Origin of the sequence: Nonomuraea sp. NPDC048892, assembly GCF_040649735.1 — a bacterium.
In the GTDB taxonomy this organism is placed as follows: Bacteria; Actinomycetota; Actinomycetes; order Streptosporangiales; family Streptosporangiaceae; genus Nonomuraea; species Nonomuraea maheshkhaliensis.
Genome location: NZ_JBEZFZ010000001.1, coordinates 181,176 through 194,878, shown reverse-complemented (window position 1 = coordinate 194,878; position 13,703 = coordinate 181,176). Strand labels below are relative to the sequence as shown.

Below are 13,703 nucleotides of genomic sequence, written 5' to 3'. Positions count from 1 at the left end.
CATATGAATCTTCAGCAGCTGCGCTACGCGGTCGCTCTCGCCGAGGAGCTCAACTTCGGCCGGGCCGCGCTACGGGAGGGCGTGCGGCAGCCGCCGTTCAGCCAGCAGATCGGCAAGCTGGAGGAGGAGCTGGGCGTGCGGCTGTTCGAGCGCACGACCAGGCAGGTGCGCCTCACGCCCGCGGGCGAGGCGTTCGTCGCCGAGGCCCGCACGTGCCTGGCCCACTCCGCGCTTGCCGCCGAATCGGCCAGGCGGGTCGGCAGGGGAGAAGCGGGGCGGCTCGTGATCGGGTTCGTCGGGTCGGCGACCAACCTCACCCTGCCGCGGGTGCTGCGCCGCTTCCGCGCCCGCTACCCGGGCGTCCAGGTGGAGCTGCGCGAGCTGCCTACCGCCCAGCAGGCCGAGGAACTGAGCCAGGGCCTGCTCGACGTCGGCCTCCTGCACGCGCCGCTCGCGGGGCCCGCCGCCGAGGTGCTGACCACCAGGACCGTGGCGCGCGAGTTGCTGCTCGCCGCGCTGCCCGCCGGCCATCCGCACGCCACGAGCACGTCGATCCCGCCGGCGGCGCTGGCCGGCGAGCCGTTCGTGATGTTCCCGAGGCGGTACGGGTCCGCGTTGTTCGACCGGATCATCGCCGTGGCCAGGGCGGCCGGGTTCGAGCCCAGGATCGTGCAGGAGGCCGTGCAGATGCAGACCATCGTCGGGCTGGTGGCGGCGGGGATCGGCGTGTCCATCGTGCCGGAGTCGGTGGCCCGGCTGCGGCGGGGCGACGTGGCTTTCCGGCCGCTGTTGCCGCCGACCCGGGTCGTCACCCTGGACCTGGTCTGGCGCACCGGCGACCCGAACCCGATGGTCCACAACTTCCGCTCCTTGTTCCCCACACCACCCGCCCCCGCCTGCGGCCACGGGGGGCCGCCAGCAGCGCCCAGCGAGGGTGACGTGCCATCGGGGAGCATCGGCGGATCACCTTGAACCAGGGTGTTACAGACACCGCCGATGCTCCTCCCGCGCACCCACTACCGCCCGGCATCCCAGCGAAGACCTCCTGAAACCGGCCATCGCTGATACGCACATCGATCTTGCAAAACCGCGAAACACGAGGGTTCCGGTAGTCGGGCCCTTGGAAGATGATCTGCCGGGGTGAGCTTGTCCACGGGCGATGCGGCCGGCCTCTTGATGACTCGCCGAGCCCCGTGCCGGTGAGCATCGGTCAGCCCGTGGCCACCTCGCGTACGATCCGGACGAATTCGCCCACCAGCGGGTTGATCGTGCCGGGGGGCCAGGCCAGCGCGATCCGGAGCGGCTCGATGTCCGTGATCGGCAGCCACTTCAGCTCTGGGTGCGCGTAGTACTCGGCCATCGAGCGGACGCCGATGCACACCGCCGCACCCGTGGCCACGTGCTCCAGCATCTCGTCGACGTTGTCGTTCTTGGGCCCCCACACCGGCGCGGACCCGTCGGGTCGGGGGTTCACCGCCCACCAGTCGACCCACTCGGCCGGCGCCACCCGGGTCCACCCGATCGGCTCGTCGCGCAGATCGGCTATGCCCACTGACTCCCGCTCGGCCAGCGGATGGGTGGCGGCCACCGCCACGCATCTGGGCTCCGTAGCGACCACCTCGCTGCACAGCCCGATCAGGTCGGCGGGCAGCCACACGAAGGCCACGTCCACCTGCCCGTCCCGCAGCGCCTGCGTCTCACCCGCCCACTCGAACCGTTTCGGCTCGACGGTCGCCTCCGGATGGCAGGTGGTGAGAGCCGTCCGGGCCCGCCGGGCGAGCGGGCCGCCGCCCGCGACGACGAACCCGACCCGCAGCACGTTGCGGTCGGCCGCGGCAGTGGTCCGTACGAGCCTCGTCGTCTCCTGCCACTCGGCGAGGTGGCGGCGCGCCGCGGTCAGCAACTGCTCACCGGCCGGGGTGAGCCGGACCTCGGGCCGGGTGAACAGATCGGCGCCGAGCCGCTCCTCCAGTTGCCGGATCTGCCGGGACAGCGACGGCTGCGCGACGAACAGCTCCTTCGCCGCCTGCGTGAAGCTCAGCCGCTCGGCAACGGTGACGAAGTAGCGCAGCACCCGGGTGTCCACGTCCATGCCTGAAATGTATGGGCACAGGTATTGGCCCGCGACGCGCACCGACTGGTTGCCTGTCGGCATGACCACGCACAAGTCAGCGCTGTCGAGAAGGACCGTCCTCGCCGCCACCGCGGTGGCCGCTACCGTCCCCGCGCCCGGCACCGCCGTGGCCGCCACCACTCCTGCACCCACGCCCGGAACCGCCCAGCGGACACGGGACCGGTTCGCCGGCAAGGTCGTCCTGATCACCGGTGCCACGTCCGGCATCGGCGAGGCCACCGCCCGCGCGTTCGCGGCAGAGGGGGCGGCGGTGTTCTTCTGCGGCCGGCGCGAGACGCTCGGAAGCCAGGTCGCCGCGAGCATCCGGGCCGCGGGTGGCAAGGCCACCTTCCGGCGCGCCGACGTCCGCGAGGAGGACCAGGTGCGCGACCTCGTCGAGGCGTGCGTACGCCGCCACGGCCGGATTGACATCGCCGTCAACAATGCCGGGATCGAGAGCCCCCGCGCGGTCCGCCTGCACGAGCAGACGCTTGCCGACCTGGAGGCCGTGTGGCGCACCAACGCCGCCGGTGTCTTCCTCGGCATGAAGTACGAGATCCCGAGGATGCTGGAGCGGGGCGGCGGCGCCATCGTGAACACCGCGTCGGTGTCGGCCGAGGTCGGGTGGGCCACGATCGCGCCGTACAACTCCAGCAAGCACGCCGTTGCGTCGCTGACGAAGGTCGCGGGCCTGGAGTACGCGGCCGACGGTATCCGGGTGAACGCGCTGGCACCCGGCGCCGTGGACACGCCCATGCTGCGGCGCGCGGCCGAGGCGTTCGGGCTGACGTACGAGCAGATCGCTCAGGACTACCCGATCAAGCGGATCGTGAGCGCCGAGGAGATCGCCAGGGTCGTCATGTTCCTCGCCTCGGACGACTCGAGCGCCGTCGTGGGCCACGACCTCGACACCGCCGGCGGCTACCTCGCCCGCTAGGTTCGACGGCATCGCCGGGCGCCTCCCCTCGAAGTGCGTACACCAGCCGGAGGGAACCTCACGAAGGGGGTTCCGTCAAGGCTGGGGAAGCCGTCCAGCACGCGTGTCGCGGAGCCTCTGCGTCTCGTCCCGCCGGTCCGGACAGCGCCGCCGACCCTGTTCCGGCTGCATCGAGATCCCGGTTTCGCGCAAGAGCCAGGGGGACGCTCCAGGAGACCCGAGGAGTGCGCGGCCGCGATGGGCCCGGACAAGAGCGAAGGCGTGCACAAGTGGGTCGCCTGCGATAGCGAGTCCGGCGCGCTCGTCGGGCCGCGGCGGATCGAGATCGGGTGCGCAGTCTGGACGGCCCGGAAGCGTCCGGTGACCCCGACGTCTTCGCCCCCGACCTCGCCGCCCGCCGGGCCCTGCGCCGGCTCCGCGGTGCATCTGTCACCGGGTGATCTGGCTGTTGGTCAGGACGAGCAGGCGCGTAGCAGCGTGGTGGCCTGGGTGGCGTCCGTGCGGAGCTTGGTGAGGACGCGCCAGGATTTCAGGTCGGCGAAGCCGAAGGTTTTCAAGAAGGCGTTATCCTGCTCGAGTTCCGCGATCCGACGTTCCATCTCGCGTACCCGTGCACGCTCCGTGGCATCCCGAGCCGGCGAAGATCTCGCCGGCCAGAGTGTATGGCGGGAGCGATCAAGCCGAGCAGGCGTTTCACTCAGCGGGCGGCTTCGCTGCCCGGATGATCGCCGAGTGCATGCCGTCCGCGACCTGATGCGTAGGCGTGACGGCGATGTCGGTGAAGCCGGCGGCGGCCAGACCCGCGCGATACTCGGCCATGGACAGCGCGCCCGCGATGCAGCCGGCGTAGTCGCCACGCTCGGCACGTTCGGCCGAGGTGAGGTGGTCTTCCGAGACCACGTCAGAGACGCCGAAGCGACCACCCGGCTTGAGGACGCGGAAGGTCTCGGCGAAGACGGCCGGCTTGTCGATGGACAGGTTGATCACGCAGTTGGAGATGATGACGTCGACCGTGGCGTCAGGCAGTGGGATCGTCTCGATGGTGCCCTTGAGGAACTCGACGTTCGTCGCCCCGGCCTTGGCTGCGTTCGCCTTGGCCAGGTCGAGCATCTCGTCGGTCATGTCGAGGCCGTAGGCCTTGCCCGCGAGACCAACGCGTCGGGCGGAGAGCAGGACGTCGATCCCGCCGCCGGAGCCGAGGTCGAGCACGGTTTCGCCCTCGTGGAGGTCGGCGACGGCGACGGGATTGCCGCAGCCGAGACTGGCGCTGACGGCTTCGCCGGGCAGGGCGTCTCGTTCGGCAGGCTCGTAGAGGCCGCTGCCGAAGACCTGACTGTCGTCGACACCGCAGCTGGAGCCGCTGCTACAGCAGCCGGAGGATGTGTTGGCGGTGACGGCACGTGCGGCTGAGGCGTAACGGGCTCTTACTTCTTCCTGCACCTCATTGAGCTGGCTCATGGGAGCCTCCGTAGTGAGCTGATGAGACTTCTATCTAAATAGATATTCATCGAATCAGTCAAGATGTGGGAGTACGGCTTTGCGCCTTGACCTCGCAGGAGTAACCAGGTTCACCCAATGCCGGCTGAATCGAGGTTGTGCCTTTTCGAGACGGCAGAGATCACGGAGCGGGCAAGCCTGGTGATGTCGTCCGCCACGGTCGGCCTTACACGCAGATGATCGATGCGAGGGCCCAGCGCTTCCCTGAGGACTTCGATGGCATCATCGCCGGCGCCCCGGCAACAATCTCACCGATCACCGGTTCGACCTCAGAACCTTCAAGAGGCTGCGCGACATGGCGGGGGTCTACGACTCCACGCGTGCCGTGACCGCTCTGCGGGCGGCGCCGGGGTCGGAAACCAGCTCCTGGGTTCGGGGGATGCGGATTCCCCGTCTGCATGAACCGGCCGACGGCCCAGCCTGTGAGGAAGGCGGTGCCGTCGGCAGGATTGGGAGCCGGGGGCAGACGGGATCGTGGACGATGCGGTGCACGTCGTTGCCCGGTTCGGTGTGGAAGTGCAGGGGCCCTTGGCGGCCAGGCGCTTCTCCGCGCACGTCGGGGTGAATGACGCCCCGTCCCATGGATGACGCGGCGCTGCACCCGCCGTTGGCGATCGAGGGCGACGTGCCGCGTCGGCGCGTCCGAAGGTGTCGTACCAGAGCGTTGAGACTCGTGAAAGCGTCGCCGTCATCGCCTTGTAAGAAGTGGCGCAGGACAGCGCTTCTAGGGTGACCGGTATGAGCAGCGTGCGAACCACGGCCGCGATGGCGATGCTCGTCCTGCTGGCCGCCGCGTGTGGCACCGCAGGGCAGGATGAGACCGGGCCTTCGGCGGCTACGGTCACCACGGTCACCTCCGCGCCGGGGTCGTCTCCGCCGGCCTCTCCGGCGGAGACGACCCCGGCGGCGGGCACGGCTGCGGTGCCTGCCGCGCTGCGGTTCTCCGCCCGCACTCTGGACGGGCAGACCTTCCAGGGCGAGAGTCTGGCGGGCAAGCCGATCGCCTTCTGGTTCTGGGCGCCGTGGTGTCCCAAGTGCCTGTCGGAGGCCCCCGCCGTCAAGACGGCCGCCGCCCAGTACGATGACGTCGCGTTCGTCGGAGTCGCTTCCTTGGACACCGAGGCGGCGATGGAAGAGTTCGTCCAGCGCACCGGGACCGGCGATCTGGTGCATCTGTCGGACGCCAAGGGTGCGGTGTGGACGAAGCTGGGCGTCAGCGAGCAGTCCACGTTTGTTTTCATGAAGCCGGACGGCTCCACCCAGAAGGCCTCTGGTCCGCTCGGCCGCGACAAGCTGGACGAGCACCTTCGCACGCTGCTCGGCCGGTAGCCGCGCCCATGTCCGCCGTTGAAATGGGCGTCGCCGAGGCGCCGCTGGCCCTGGCGCTGTCCGCCGGCATGGTGGCCGCGTTCAACCCGTGCGGCTTCGCCATGCTGCCCGCCTACCTCACGCTGCTGATCAACGACCAGGACAGGGCGGGTCCGATCCGCCGCGCGTTGCTCCTGTCGGCGGCGATGACCGCCGGGTTCGTCACCGTCTTCGGCTTGTTCGGGCTGGTCGTGACCGTGCTGGCGGTATCGGTGGGCGGCTATCTGCCATGGGCGACCTTGGTCATCGGGGTGGTGCTGGTCGGGCTGGGCCTGTGGTTGTTGTCCGGCCGTGAGCTGCTGCTGCGCCTGCCCGGTCTGACCACCGGCCGCCCCACCACCTCGCCGCTGTCGCTGTACGGCTACGGTCTGTCCTACGCGCTGGCCTCCCTTTCGTGCACGGTCGGGCCGTTCCTCGCGGTCGCCTCCGCCGCGCTGTCCGGCGGCGGGCTGGTCGGCGGGGTAGCGGCGTTCGCCACGTACGCGCTCGGCATGGGCCTGGTCGTCGCCGCCCTGTCGCTGGCGGTGGCGCTCGCCCGTGCTGCCGTCGTGGCCCGGTTGCGGCGGCTGCTGCCGTATGTGTCCAGGGCCAGCGGCGCCCTGCTCACCCTCGCCGGCCTGTACGTCCTGTATTACGGCTGGTACGAGCTGCGCGTCTTCGCGGGCGCCGATGCCGACGACCCGATCGTGGGCGCGGCGACCGCCGTGCAGGCCACCATCGCCGGTTGGGTGGGTGGGCTCGGTCCGGGGCCGATCGCGGTCGTGCTCATCCTGCTCGTCCTGGCGGCGCTGGCGGTGCGCACGGCGCGCCGCGGCGATCGAGCTCGCTGATGGGAAGAAGGTTGCCCTCGATCTCGCCACCTCCTATCTTGGAATAATCGTTCCAAGATAGGAGGTGGCGAGATGCCCGACATCAAGCACTTCGATCCCGACACCACGCTCGACCAGGTCGTACGCCTGTTCTGGCAGCGCGGGGCCGAGGTCACCGGCATCGCCGACGTCGTCCAGGCGACGGGGCTCAGCCGCTCCAGCCTGTATGCGACCTTCGGTGGCAAATCGCAGCTGCAGGCCGCCGCGCTCGGCCGCTATCGGGAGCGGCAGTCGCGGCCGGTGTTCGAGGCTTTGGCCGCCGACACCCGGGGGGTGCCGGCCATCGCCGCGTTCTTCGAGCGGCTGGTGGCGGCGCGGTGCAGCGGCGAACACGCCCGCTGGGGCTGCCTGGTCACCAACACGCACGCCACGGCGAGCGGTGGCCTGCCGGAGATCCGGGAGATTCTGGACCGCCACCACGACGCGCTGCGGGCGGCGATGCGCGCCGCGCTGGAAGTGGCGCGGACGAAAGGCCAGCTCCGGGCTGGCCTAAAGCTAGGGGATGCCGCTGAAGCGCTGACCCTGCAGGCCTATGCGGTCAACCTGCGCTCACGTGCCGGCGCCGAGGCGGCCGTTCTGCTGGCGGGCGTGCGCGCCGTACTGGATGGTTTCACCACTACCGAGGAGAGACGATGAGCGGTTTCCGTACCTACGACGAGAGTGACGCCCCCGAGGCGGCCCGGCCGATGCTGGAGGCGGCCAAGAAGCGGATGGGGTTCGTGACCACGCTGAACGGGGTGATGGCCGAGTCGCCGGAACTGCTGGCCGGCTACAACGCGCTGGCCGAGCAGTTCGGCAAGTCCTCGCTCCCGGCGGCGGCCAAGCAGGTGGTGCTGATCACGGCCAGCGTCGAGAACGGCTGCGAGTACTGCGTGGCCGCGCACTCCACCCTGGCCCTGCGTGCCCGGGTGCCGGCCGAGGTGGTCGAGGCCCTGCGCGCGGGCCGGCCGCTCGCTAACCAGGCGCTGGAGGCGGTCCGCCGCCTGACCCGTGCGATGGTGGCGCAGCGGGGCTGGGTGGAAGAGGCCGAGATCGAGGCGTTCCTGGCCGCCGGGCACACCCGCCGCCACGTGCTGGACATCGTGCTCGGTGTCGGCATGAAGACCCTGTCCAACTACACCAACCACCTCGCGCACACCCCGCTGGACCCGGCCTGGGCCGACCAGAAGTGGGCCCGGGACCAGGCGGCAGTCTGATCCGTGCCGCTCAGGCCCGGCGTCGTCACGGTGCAACCGGGCGACGCGCCTCAGGGTCGGCCTTCGATTACTCGCCGCCGGAGACGGCCACCACGGTCGTCGGCTTCAGCGATGATGCTGCGCCGCTTACTGGACAGCCTCGTGGCACTTGAAGGCGCTTCAGTGCCGCAGCCGGCCTGCCGCTGATCTCGGGAGGTAGCCGGGGCGGGCGAACGCTTGGTGGGCCGAGTGAGCCTCGGCCTGGATAACGCACCCCTCGACGTGGTCGTTGATCAGCCCCATCGCCTGCATGAACGCGTACACGGTGGTCGGGCCGTCGCCTGCCGCGATCCCCATTCCCGTGCACACATTCATGTGGCCTGACGATATCCGTGCCGGTTCAGATGGAGACCTTCCACTCATCGGTGAGCCAGGCCAGATCCGCTTGGTGGCGCTCGTGGGCGAGACGCTCACGTTCGAACAGGGCTTCTGACTTGGTCAGTACCAGGGTGTACGGGCGGCCCTGCCGCCTGGTCTCGTGATGGACAGGCAGCTCGGCCTCATCGATCCTGGCGTGGACGTGCCTGCGCCTGTCCTTCGCGAGCGGCCAGTCGGCACCACGCCGCTCAGGGGCTCGGAGGAACGCGCCGAGCCTCTCGCACAGCTCGCACGCGCATCCGGTGGGCAGCTCGATCGACCAGTCGCCCGGCGCGCGTTGTGGCTGCGCCAGTAATGCGCGGATTCGGTCGGCACAGTTGAGGGCCAGTTCGTCGAAGCCCGCTCGGCGCGTCCCAGCGGCACGCAGCGTCGCCATCGCCAGGGCGTGCGTCCGATCAGCGGCCGTTCGCGTGAGCTTGTGGGCGTTGTTCAGAACGCCCGTCAATCCCAGCCCGGCCGCGGCCGCGATGATCCCGGAGCACGGCGCCCCCAAGGCTGTCAGCCATGCTTCCCGCCGGGAGGTGAGTGGCCCGTCGAGTGCTGGAGTGACCTGGCCCGCGAACATCGTCCATGACACTTCGATGATGCGGCGGGCGGCTGCGGTGGACGCGCCTCCCTCCGCCGAGAGCGCGGCACACAGGCGTGGGAGATCTTCGAACCAATCCAACGGTGCCTGGGCGAGGCCGTAGGAGCCGGGCCGCCAGCCCTCTGTCCAGTGGTGCAGCAGGCCATCCGTCCAGGTGTCGCCGTAGTGCGACGCGAGGGCCGCGAATGCCGGACCATGAGGAGGGACCAGCCGCTCCAGCGCGAACGGCCGCAGCAGCATGGCGGCGATCTCCGTGTCATCCAGCTCTCTGGCCGCCTCCAACGCCTTGCCCAGAAGTTCGGCCTGGCCGGGATAACGGCCGGCGGCGTGCCAGAAGGACTCCAGCGACCGCGCCGCCTCACGAGCCTCCGCGATCTTGCCGGCACGGGCTGTCACGGCGAGTTCGTCCAGCGCCCATCCTGGAGACGCTTCGGCCCGGCTGGCGAAGCCCTGGCCCTGGGGCCAGATGACCAACGCCGCCCGCCGGTACCAGCGGTCCAGGGTGTTGCCGTAGTTGCCCATGTAGCCCTCGTACTCGGAGGAGTAGGGCGTCATGTCGGCCGTCGGGGTCGTCGAGGCCACCTCGGCGTCGCTGATGTCCAGCGAGATGTCCTCCAGCCGCCCCGTTTCCGGGCCGATCCAGTGGGCGAGGGTGGTGGAGGTCTCGATCAGGTCCTGAAGGACGTACTGCTTGTCGTCAGCGCTGCCCGGGTCCTCGTAGTCGTCGGGACCCTCGTCCTCGTGGGGGCCGTACCACGCGTCCTCGTCCTCGTCGGGGTCGTAGGCGTCCCAGGTCTCCTGGATCTCCGCGAGGGCCAGAGTGATCTCACAGCCCGCCCGCTCGGCTGCGGCCCGCAGCAGGGCGCCCCGCGTGGCGTCTGATCCCTTCAGCCGGGACCAGCTCAGCCCGCGGGCGGTGTACTCGTGGTCGAGGAGGTACGCCAGCCGCGCCGGCGGTTTCCCCTTCCGGGAACTGTAAGGCAGGACGACCGGGGTGGCGAAGTGCGTGAGAAGGGCAGTGGCGAGGTCGCCGACCAGCGGACTTTCGGTCGCCGAGACCTGGTTGTCTCCTCTCAGGAGCAGGTTGTACTGGAGGGTGACGCGGTTGCCGCTCTTCACGGGCAGAACCTGGTGCCGGCAGTCGGAGTAGAAGGCCACCAGCGACACCGCGGTCTTCAGTCCCCGGTACTTCTTGCTCTGGCCCTGATGCTCGACCACGAGCTCGCCGCCGGTGTGCGCGGACGGCAGCGACACCACCAGGGTCGCGACCATGGCGTCGTCCTTCTCGGAGTCCTGGTGCGAGACGAAGAACTGCCCGGTCTCGTACAGGAGCACGGAGTGCAGCTCGGGCATGAGCCGGCAGTGCGGTGGCAGTCCCAGCTCCGCGCCCATCCCGTCAAGGACGGTCGTGAACGCTTCCGTCCACTCAATACGCACCAGTTCCTGGGGAATCTCCCAGGTGTCGCGCACCTCCGGGTCGGTCAGGGTCTGCTCACCCCGCCCGAACCGCGCCCGGCGGCCGAGCTCGCGTAGCTGGACGGCCTGCTCATCGCCGATGGGAAACCGCAGTGGACCGAGTCCATCGACCGCCACCGAGAGATCGGCTGCTGGCAGCTTTCGCAAGGCGCTGGCCGCAGCGGACTCCGCCGACGTGGCGAGCAACTCGGCCACTTGTTCACGAGCGATGCCGGGCACGGAATTCCTCCTTGGACCACGATCGAGACCGCAACGCGGCTTATCGGTACCCGCACTTGATCACGGGAGGAGGCGGCGTGCGAGTCGTTCGGCGTTGAGGGCGTGGATGGTACCGTCGACGGCTTGCCGATCGGTGAGGTCGATGCCGCGTTCAGTGAGAGCGGCGGCGATCTGTTTGGCGGGTCCCCAGGAAGTGTCGTCATCGAACGCCTGCCGGAACGCGGGAAGGTGGGCCTCGACGGCGTCGACCACCGGGGTGATCCAGCGTGCCTCGACGCCGCGCCGGCCGAGGGCGTAAGCCACCCACCGGCGCAGAACGTCGGGAAGGGCCGCACGCTGGGCGGCATCGAGAACGGCCTTGCGGGGCAGCCAGTCGGTGAGCAGCAGCATGACCTCGTCCGGGCTCCAAGCCAGCGGGCCGGAGATCACGTAGCCCTCGCCGTAGTCCAGGAACAGCTCGGCCAGTGACCTGCTCACGTCGTCGTCCAGATGGTCGGCGGTGGTGAACTCCTGGATGAGGCGGTGGCGTTCGGCTTCGGGCAGGCTGTCTCGTTCGGGCCAGGCGGGCAGGTGATCGCGGCAGCGGGACCAGGCCAGTGCCCGATTGTCGACGAAGTCCTCGTCGTCGTTGCGCGGCCAGGTGATATCCGTGGTGCGCAACGCGTCGGCCAGGTCGGCGAGCACCTCAGCCACCGGAGCCTGGGTGATCGGCATGGGCACCTCGTCGGATTCGTGCCGCTGGTCCCACTGCGCGGCGGCGCCGGGTTCGAGGATCGCGATCTTGCCGATCATCAGCCCACCCGGCTTGAGTACCTGGGCCATCAACGTGTGGGGATGCGGGCCGTCGTAATCGACGAGCAGCACCTGTTCGCTGTCCCACACGTCCACCGCTCGCCACGCCGATGTCGCGGTCCATTCCGCGCCCGCGGATGCGGCGATGTACCAGGGAGGCATTGGCTGCGTCTCGACCAGGATGTCGATCGTCTCGGCCAGCATGGTGACGTCGGTCGCGGGTGCGACCCGCGACAGCGCGGCGATCGCTCCCAAGCAGTGCGGTGAGGGCGTGGTGCATGCCCGGCCGGTCACCTCCATGCGCAAGCGATGCTCGGCCTCGCGTTCGCTCAGCTCCGCGGTCACCCACGCTTGACCGAGCCAACTGCTGGCCCAGACCTCGGCCACCAGTGGATCAGCCAGGCCGGTGAGCTGCCGTGCGTCACGCAGCAGCAGGTCAGATCGGCGCGGTGGCAGGGGCGAACGACGGACCGGCCTGCTGCCGGTGGCCTTGCGGCGGCCGCGGCTCTTGGGCATGCTCCAGTTCATTACACCCGGCGACCACGCCGCAGGTGTCAGTGATGTGGCGGATACAGGCGCTCGAGTCGATCGGTGTGCACGGCGTGGATGAAGGGGCCAGGACTGTCGGAGGCGGCGAAGACGGCCTGCTGGTTGATGACGAACGTGCGCGGCGTAGCCGTAGAGGACTTCGGCGCCGTCGGTGAAGAGCCGGCGGCTGGCCAGGGCGTGTTCCAGGCCGAGTTCGCGCTGCAACGCGTCGATTGCCGGCCGGATGTGCTGCAGCGGTAAGCCAGCCTGCCGAAATGCGGCCAGTGCGTGGCCCTCGGCCAGGCCGATGGACGGCACGGACGCTTCGTTCGGCCTGCTCTGCCCGGGTGGCGGTGATGACCGGCTTGGTGCGGATCGCACGGCCGCCGCGCTGGTGGCGTTGGTAGCCGAAGGCCCAACTGGTGAAGGTGGAGGCGGGGATCGCGAGGTAGCCGGCAGAGGCGGCGCAGATCCTGGTCACGGGCCGGGGCGTGATCGTGGCCGAGTTCATGGATGTCGGATACTCGCGGCGGTTACCGTGGAGCGAGCGGCTGCAGTCCGCCGAGCTGCTGATGGCTCTGACCGATCCGAACCGTGGCTGGGACGCGATCGTGGTCGGCGAGTACGAAAGAGCGTTCTGCGGGGATCAGCTCACACAGCTTCTGCCGCTCCTTCAGTCCTACGGCGTCCAGCTGTGGATGCCGGAGGCAGGTGGGCCGGTAGATCCAGCAAGCCCGATGCATCAGGCGTTGATGCTGTTGCTTGGCGGGCAATCACAGCGGGAGGTGCTGCGTGCCCGCTACCGCGTGCTGGCCGCGATGCGGAACCAGGCTGCCGATCAGGGACGCTTTCTCGGTGGGCGCCCGCCGTACGGCTACCGCTTGGTAGACGCGGGCCCGCATCCGAACCGGGCGCACGCCCGCTGGGGACGCCGTCTTGATGCCGATCCGGCCACGGCGCCGCACGTACGGTGGATGTTCGCACAGCGGCTGGCAGGAGTCAGCGTGACGGGGATCGCTCGGATGCTGAACGAACGCTGCGTACCGTGCCCCTCGGACATGGATCGCCAGCGCAACCCACATAGGTCTGGGCATGCTTGGACGCTACGGACCGTCGCCGCGATCCTCAGCAATCCGCGCTATACCGGTCGCCAGGTCTGGAACCGTCAGAACAGCGGCGCCGCCGATGTAACAACGCGCGGCTGGAACGCTCCTCAGGAGTGGGCGATCTCGACGAAGCGGAGCCATCCGGCACTGGTCAGCGACGACGACTTCGTCGCCGCGCAGGCTATCCGAGCTGCTCGACCCGCCCAGGACGGCAGTCCGCGCGTCTATCTGCTCGCCGGCTTGCTGAAGTGCGGCTTCTGCGGGCGCCGTCTGGATTCGCATTGGGCGAACGGACGTCCCGGCTATCGATGCCGTCACGGCTACACCAGCGCCAGACCTCGCGACGCGTCCGGCCCGAAGTTTCTATACGTGCGTGAGGATCGGCTGCTGGCGGAGCTATTAACGCAGGTCGGCGACCGGGTACCGAAGGAGCTGGCAGGGATAGTCTCTGCGTTACGAGCCAACGGCCTGATCATCATCTGCCACGCGGCGACCCGCGTTGTGATTGAGCTCAATAATGAAGAGCTCGCCCTGCGGGACGAGCTCTTCATGGGGTAATCCTGTGTCCGAGGGGAGACACTGCCGATACGTACATGCCG

At 69.4% G+C, this 13,703-nt stretch carries 12 protein-coding genes and 1 pseudogene; 7 read left to right on the top strand and 6 right to left on the bottom strand.

The annotated features are described in order from the left end of the window. Window positions 1–3 precede the first annotated feature (3 nt). Window positions 4–972, top strand: a complete 969-nt coding sequence (locus AB0C28_RS00900) for a LysR family transcriptional regulator (protein ID WP_357840417.1) — start codon at window positions 4–6, stop codon at window positions 970–972. Window positions 973–1,210: 238 nt separating this feature from the next. On the opposite strand, the gene AB0C28_RS00895 is transcribed toward AB0C28_RS00900, so the two are convergent. Further along, window positions 1,211–2,092, bottom strand: a complete 882-nt coding sequence (locus tag AB0C28_RS00895) for a LysR family transcriptional regulator (protein WP_357840420.1) — start codon at window positions 2,090–2,092, stop codon at window positions 1,211–1,213. Between the two features lie 61 nt (window positions 2,093–2,153). Here AB0C28_RS00895 and AB0C28_RS00890 point away from each other — a divergent pair, with 61 nt between their 5' ends. Next, window positions 2,154–3,050 (top strand): SDR family oxidoreductase, encoded by an 897-nt coding sequence (locus AB0C28_RS00890; RefSeq protein ID WP_358072536.1) that lies wholly within the window; start codon window positions 2,154–2,156, stop codon window positions 3,048–3,050. Between the two features lie 452 nt (window positions 3,051–3,502). On the opposite strand, the gene AB0C28_RS00885 is transcribed toward AB0C28_RS00890, so the two are convergent. Together AB0C28_RS00885 and arsM are read right to left on the bottom strand one after the other, a co-directional pair. Further along, the gene (locus AB0C28_RS00885; protein ID WP_357840426.1) at window positions 3,503–3,649 is read right to left on the bottom strand and encodes a hypothetical protein; all 147 of its coding nucleotides are present in this window, start codon (window positions 3,647–3,649) and stop codon (window positions 3,503–3,505) included. A 94-nt stretch (window positions 3,650–3,743) separates the two neighbouring features. Further along, a complete protein-coding gene (arsM, locus tag AB0C28_RS00880; protein WP_358072534.1) occupies window positions 3,744–4,508 on the bottom strand; it encodes an arsenite methyltransferase in 765 nt (254 codons plus the stop codon). A 777-nt stretch (window positions 4,509–5,285) separates the two neighbouring features. Between arsM and AB0C28_RS00875 the strand changes: the two genes are divergently transcribed. From AB0C28_RS00875 to AB0C28_RS00860, 4 genes are all read left to right on the top strand, one after another. Continuing rightward, window positions 5,286–5,876 (top strand): redoxin domain-containing protein, encoded by a 591-nt coding sequence (locus tag AB0C28_RS00875; RefSeq protein WP_358072532.1) that lies wholly within the window; start codon window positions 5,286–5,288, stop codon window positions 5,874–5,876. A gap of 8 nt (window positions 5,877–5,884) precedes the next feature. Continuing rightward, window positions 5,885–6,745, top strand: a complete 861-nt coding sequence (locus AB0C28_RS00870; protein WP_357840435.1) for a cytochrome c biogenesis protein CcdA — start codon at window positions 5,885–5,887, stop codon at window positions 6,743–6,745. A gap of 72 nt (window positions 6,746–6,817) precedes the next feature. Next, entirely contained in the window at window positions 6,818–7,420 is a 603-nt protein-coding gene (locus AB0C28_RS00865) for a helix-turn-helix domain-containing protein (protein ID WP_358072530.1), read from the top strand. Further along, on the top strand, window positions 7,417–7,980 hold the full coding sequence (locus AB0C28_RS00860) for a carboxymuconolactone decarboxylase family protein (RefSeq protein ID WP_357840438.1): 564 nt from the start codon (window positions 7,417–7,419) through the stop codon (window positions 7,978–7,980). The genes AB0C28_RS00865 and AB0C28_RS00860 overlap by 4 nt, the downstream gene beginning before the upstream one ends. A 159-nt stretch (window positions 7,981–8,139) precedes the next feature. Here the strand turns inward: AB0C28_RS00860 and AB0C28_RS00855 are convergent, their stop codons facing one another. The 3 genes and pseudogenes from AB0C28_RS00855 to AB0C28_RS00845 form a co-directional block, all read right to left on the bottom strand. Further along, window positions 8,140–8,334 (bottom strand): DNA-3-methyladenine glycosylase I, encoded by a 195-nt coding sequence (locus AB0C28_RS00855; RefSeq protein ID WP_358072528.1) that lies wholly within the window; start codon window positions 8,332–8,334, stop codon window positions 8,140–8,142. Between the two features lie 25 nt (window positions 8,335–8,359). Next, window positions 8,360–10,678, bottom strand: coding sequence for a 2OG-Fe(II) oxygenase (locus AB0C28_RS00850; protein ID WP_358072526.1), 2,319 nt, complete (start codon window positions 10,676–10,678; stop codon window positions 8,360–8,362). Window positions 10,679–10,738: 60 nt separating this feature from the next. Next, window positions 10,739–12,509, bottom strand: a pseudogene (locus AB0C28_RS00845) (hypothetical protein). Between AB0C28_RS00845 and AB0C28_RS00840 the strand changes: the two are divergent. Then, window positions 12,490–13,662: a recombinase family protein gene (locus tag AB0C28_RS00840; protein ID WP_358072524.1), complete on the top strand. Its 1,173-nt coding sequence runs from the start codon at window positions 12,490–12,492 to the stop codon at window positions 13,660–13,662. The pseudogene AB0C28_RS00845 and the gene AB0C28_RS00840 overlap by 20 nt on opposite strands. Window positions 13,663–13,703: the final 41 nt, after the last annotated feature.

Coding starts and splice junctions, on each gene's coding strand:
- AB0C28_RS00870 (WP_357840435.1), top strand. CDS start 5,885: ATGTCCGCCGTTGAAATGGGCGTCGCCGAGGCGCCGCTGGCCCTGGCG.
- AB0C28_RS00895 (WP_357840420.1), bottom strand. CDS start 2,092: ATGGACGTGGACACCCGGGTGCTGCGCTACTTCGTCACCGTTGCCGAG.
- AB0C28_RS00875 (WP_358072532.1), top strand. CDS start 5,286: ATGAGCAGCGTGCGAACCACGGCCGCGATGGCGATGCTCGTCCTGCTG.
- AB0C28_RS00890 (WP_358072536.1), top strand. CDS start 2,154: ATGACCACGCACAAGTCAGCGCTGTCGAGAAGGACCGTCCTCGCCGCC.
- AB0C28_RS00855 (WP_358072528.1), bottom strand. CDS start 8,334: ATGAATGTGTGCACGGGAATGGGGATCGCGGCAGGCGACGGCCCGACC.
- AB0C28_RS00860 (WP_357840438.1), top strand. CDS start 7,417: ATGAGCGGTTTCCGTACCTACGACGAGAGTGACGCCCCCGAGGCGGCC.
- AB0C28_RS00900 (WP_357840417.1), top strand. CDS start 4: ATGAATCTTCAGCAGCTGCGCTACGCGGTCGCTCTCGCCGAGGAGCTC.
- AB0C28_RS00865 (WP_358072530.1), top strand. CDS start 6,818: ATGCCCGACATCAAGCACTTCGATCCCGACACCACGCTCGACCAGGTC.
- arsM (WP_358072534.1), bottom strand. CDS start 4,508: ATGAGCCAGCTCAATGAGGTGCAGGAAGAAGTAAGAGCCCGTTACGCC.
- AB0C28_RS00885 (WP_357840426.1), bottom strand. CDS start 3,649: ATGGAACGTCGGATCGCGGAACTCGAGCAGGATAACGCCTTCTTGAAA.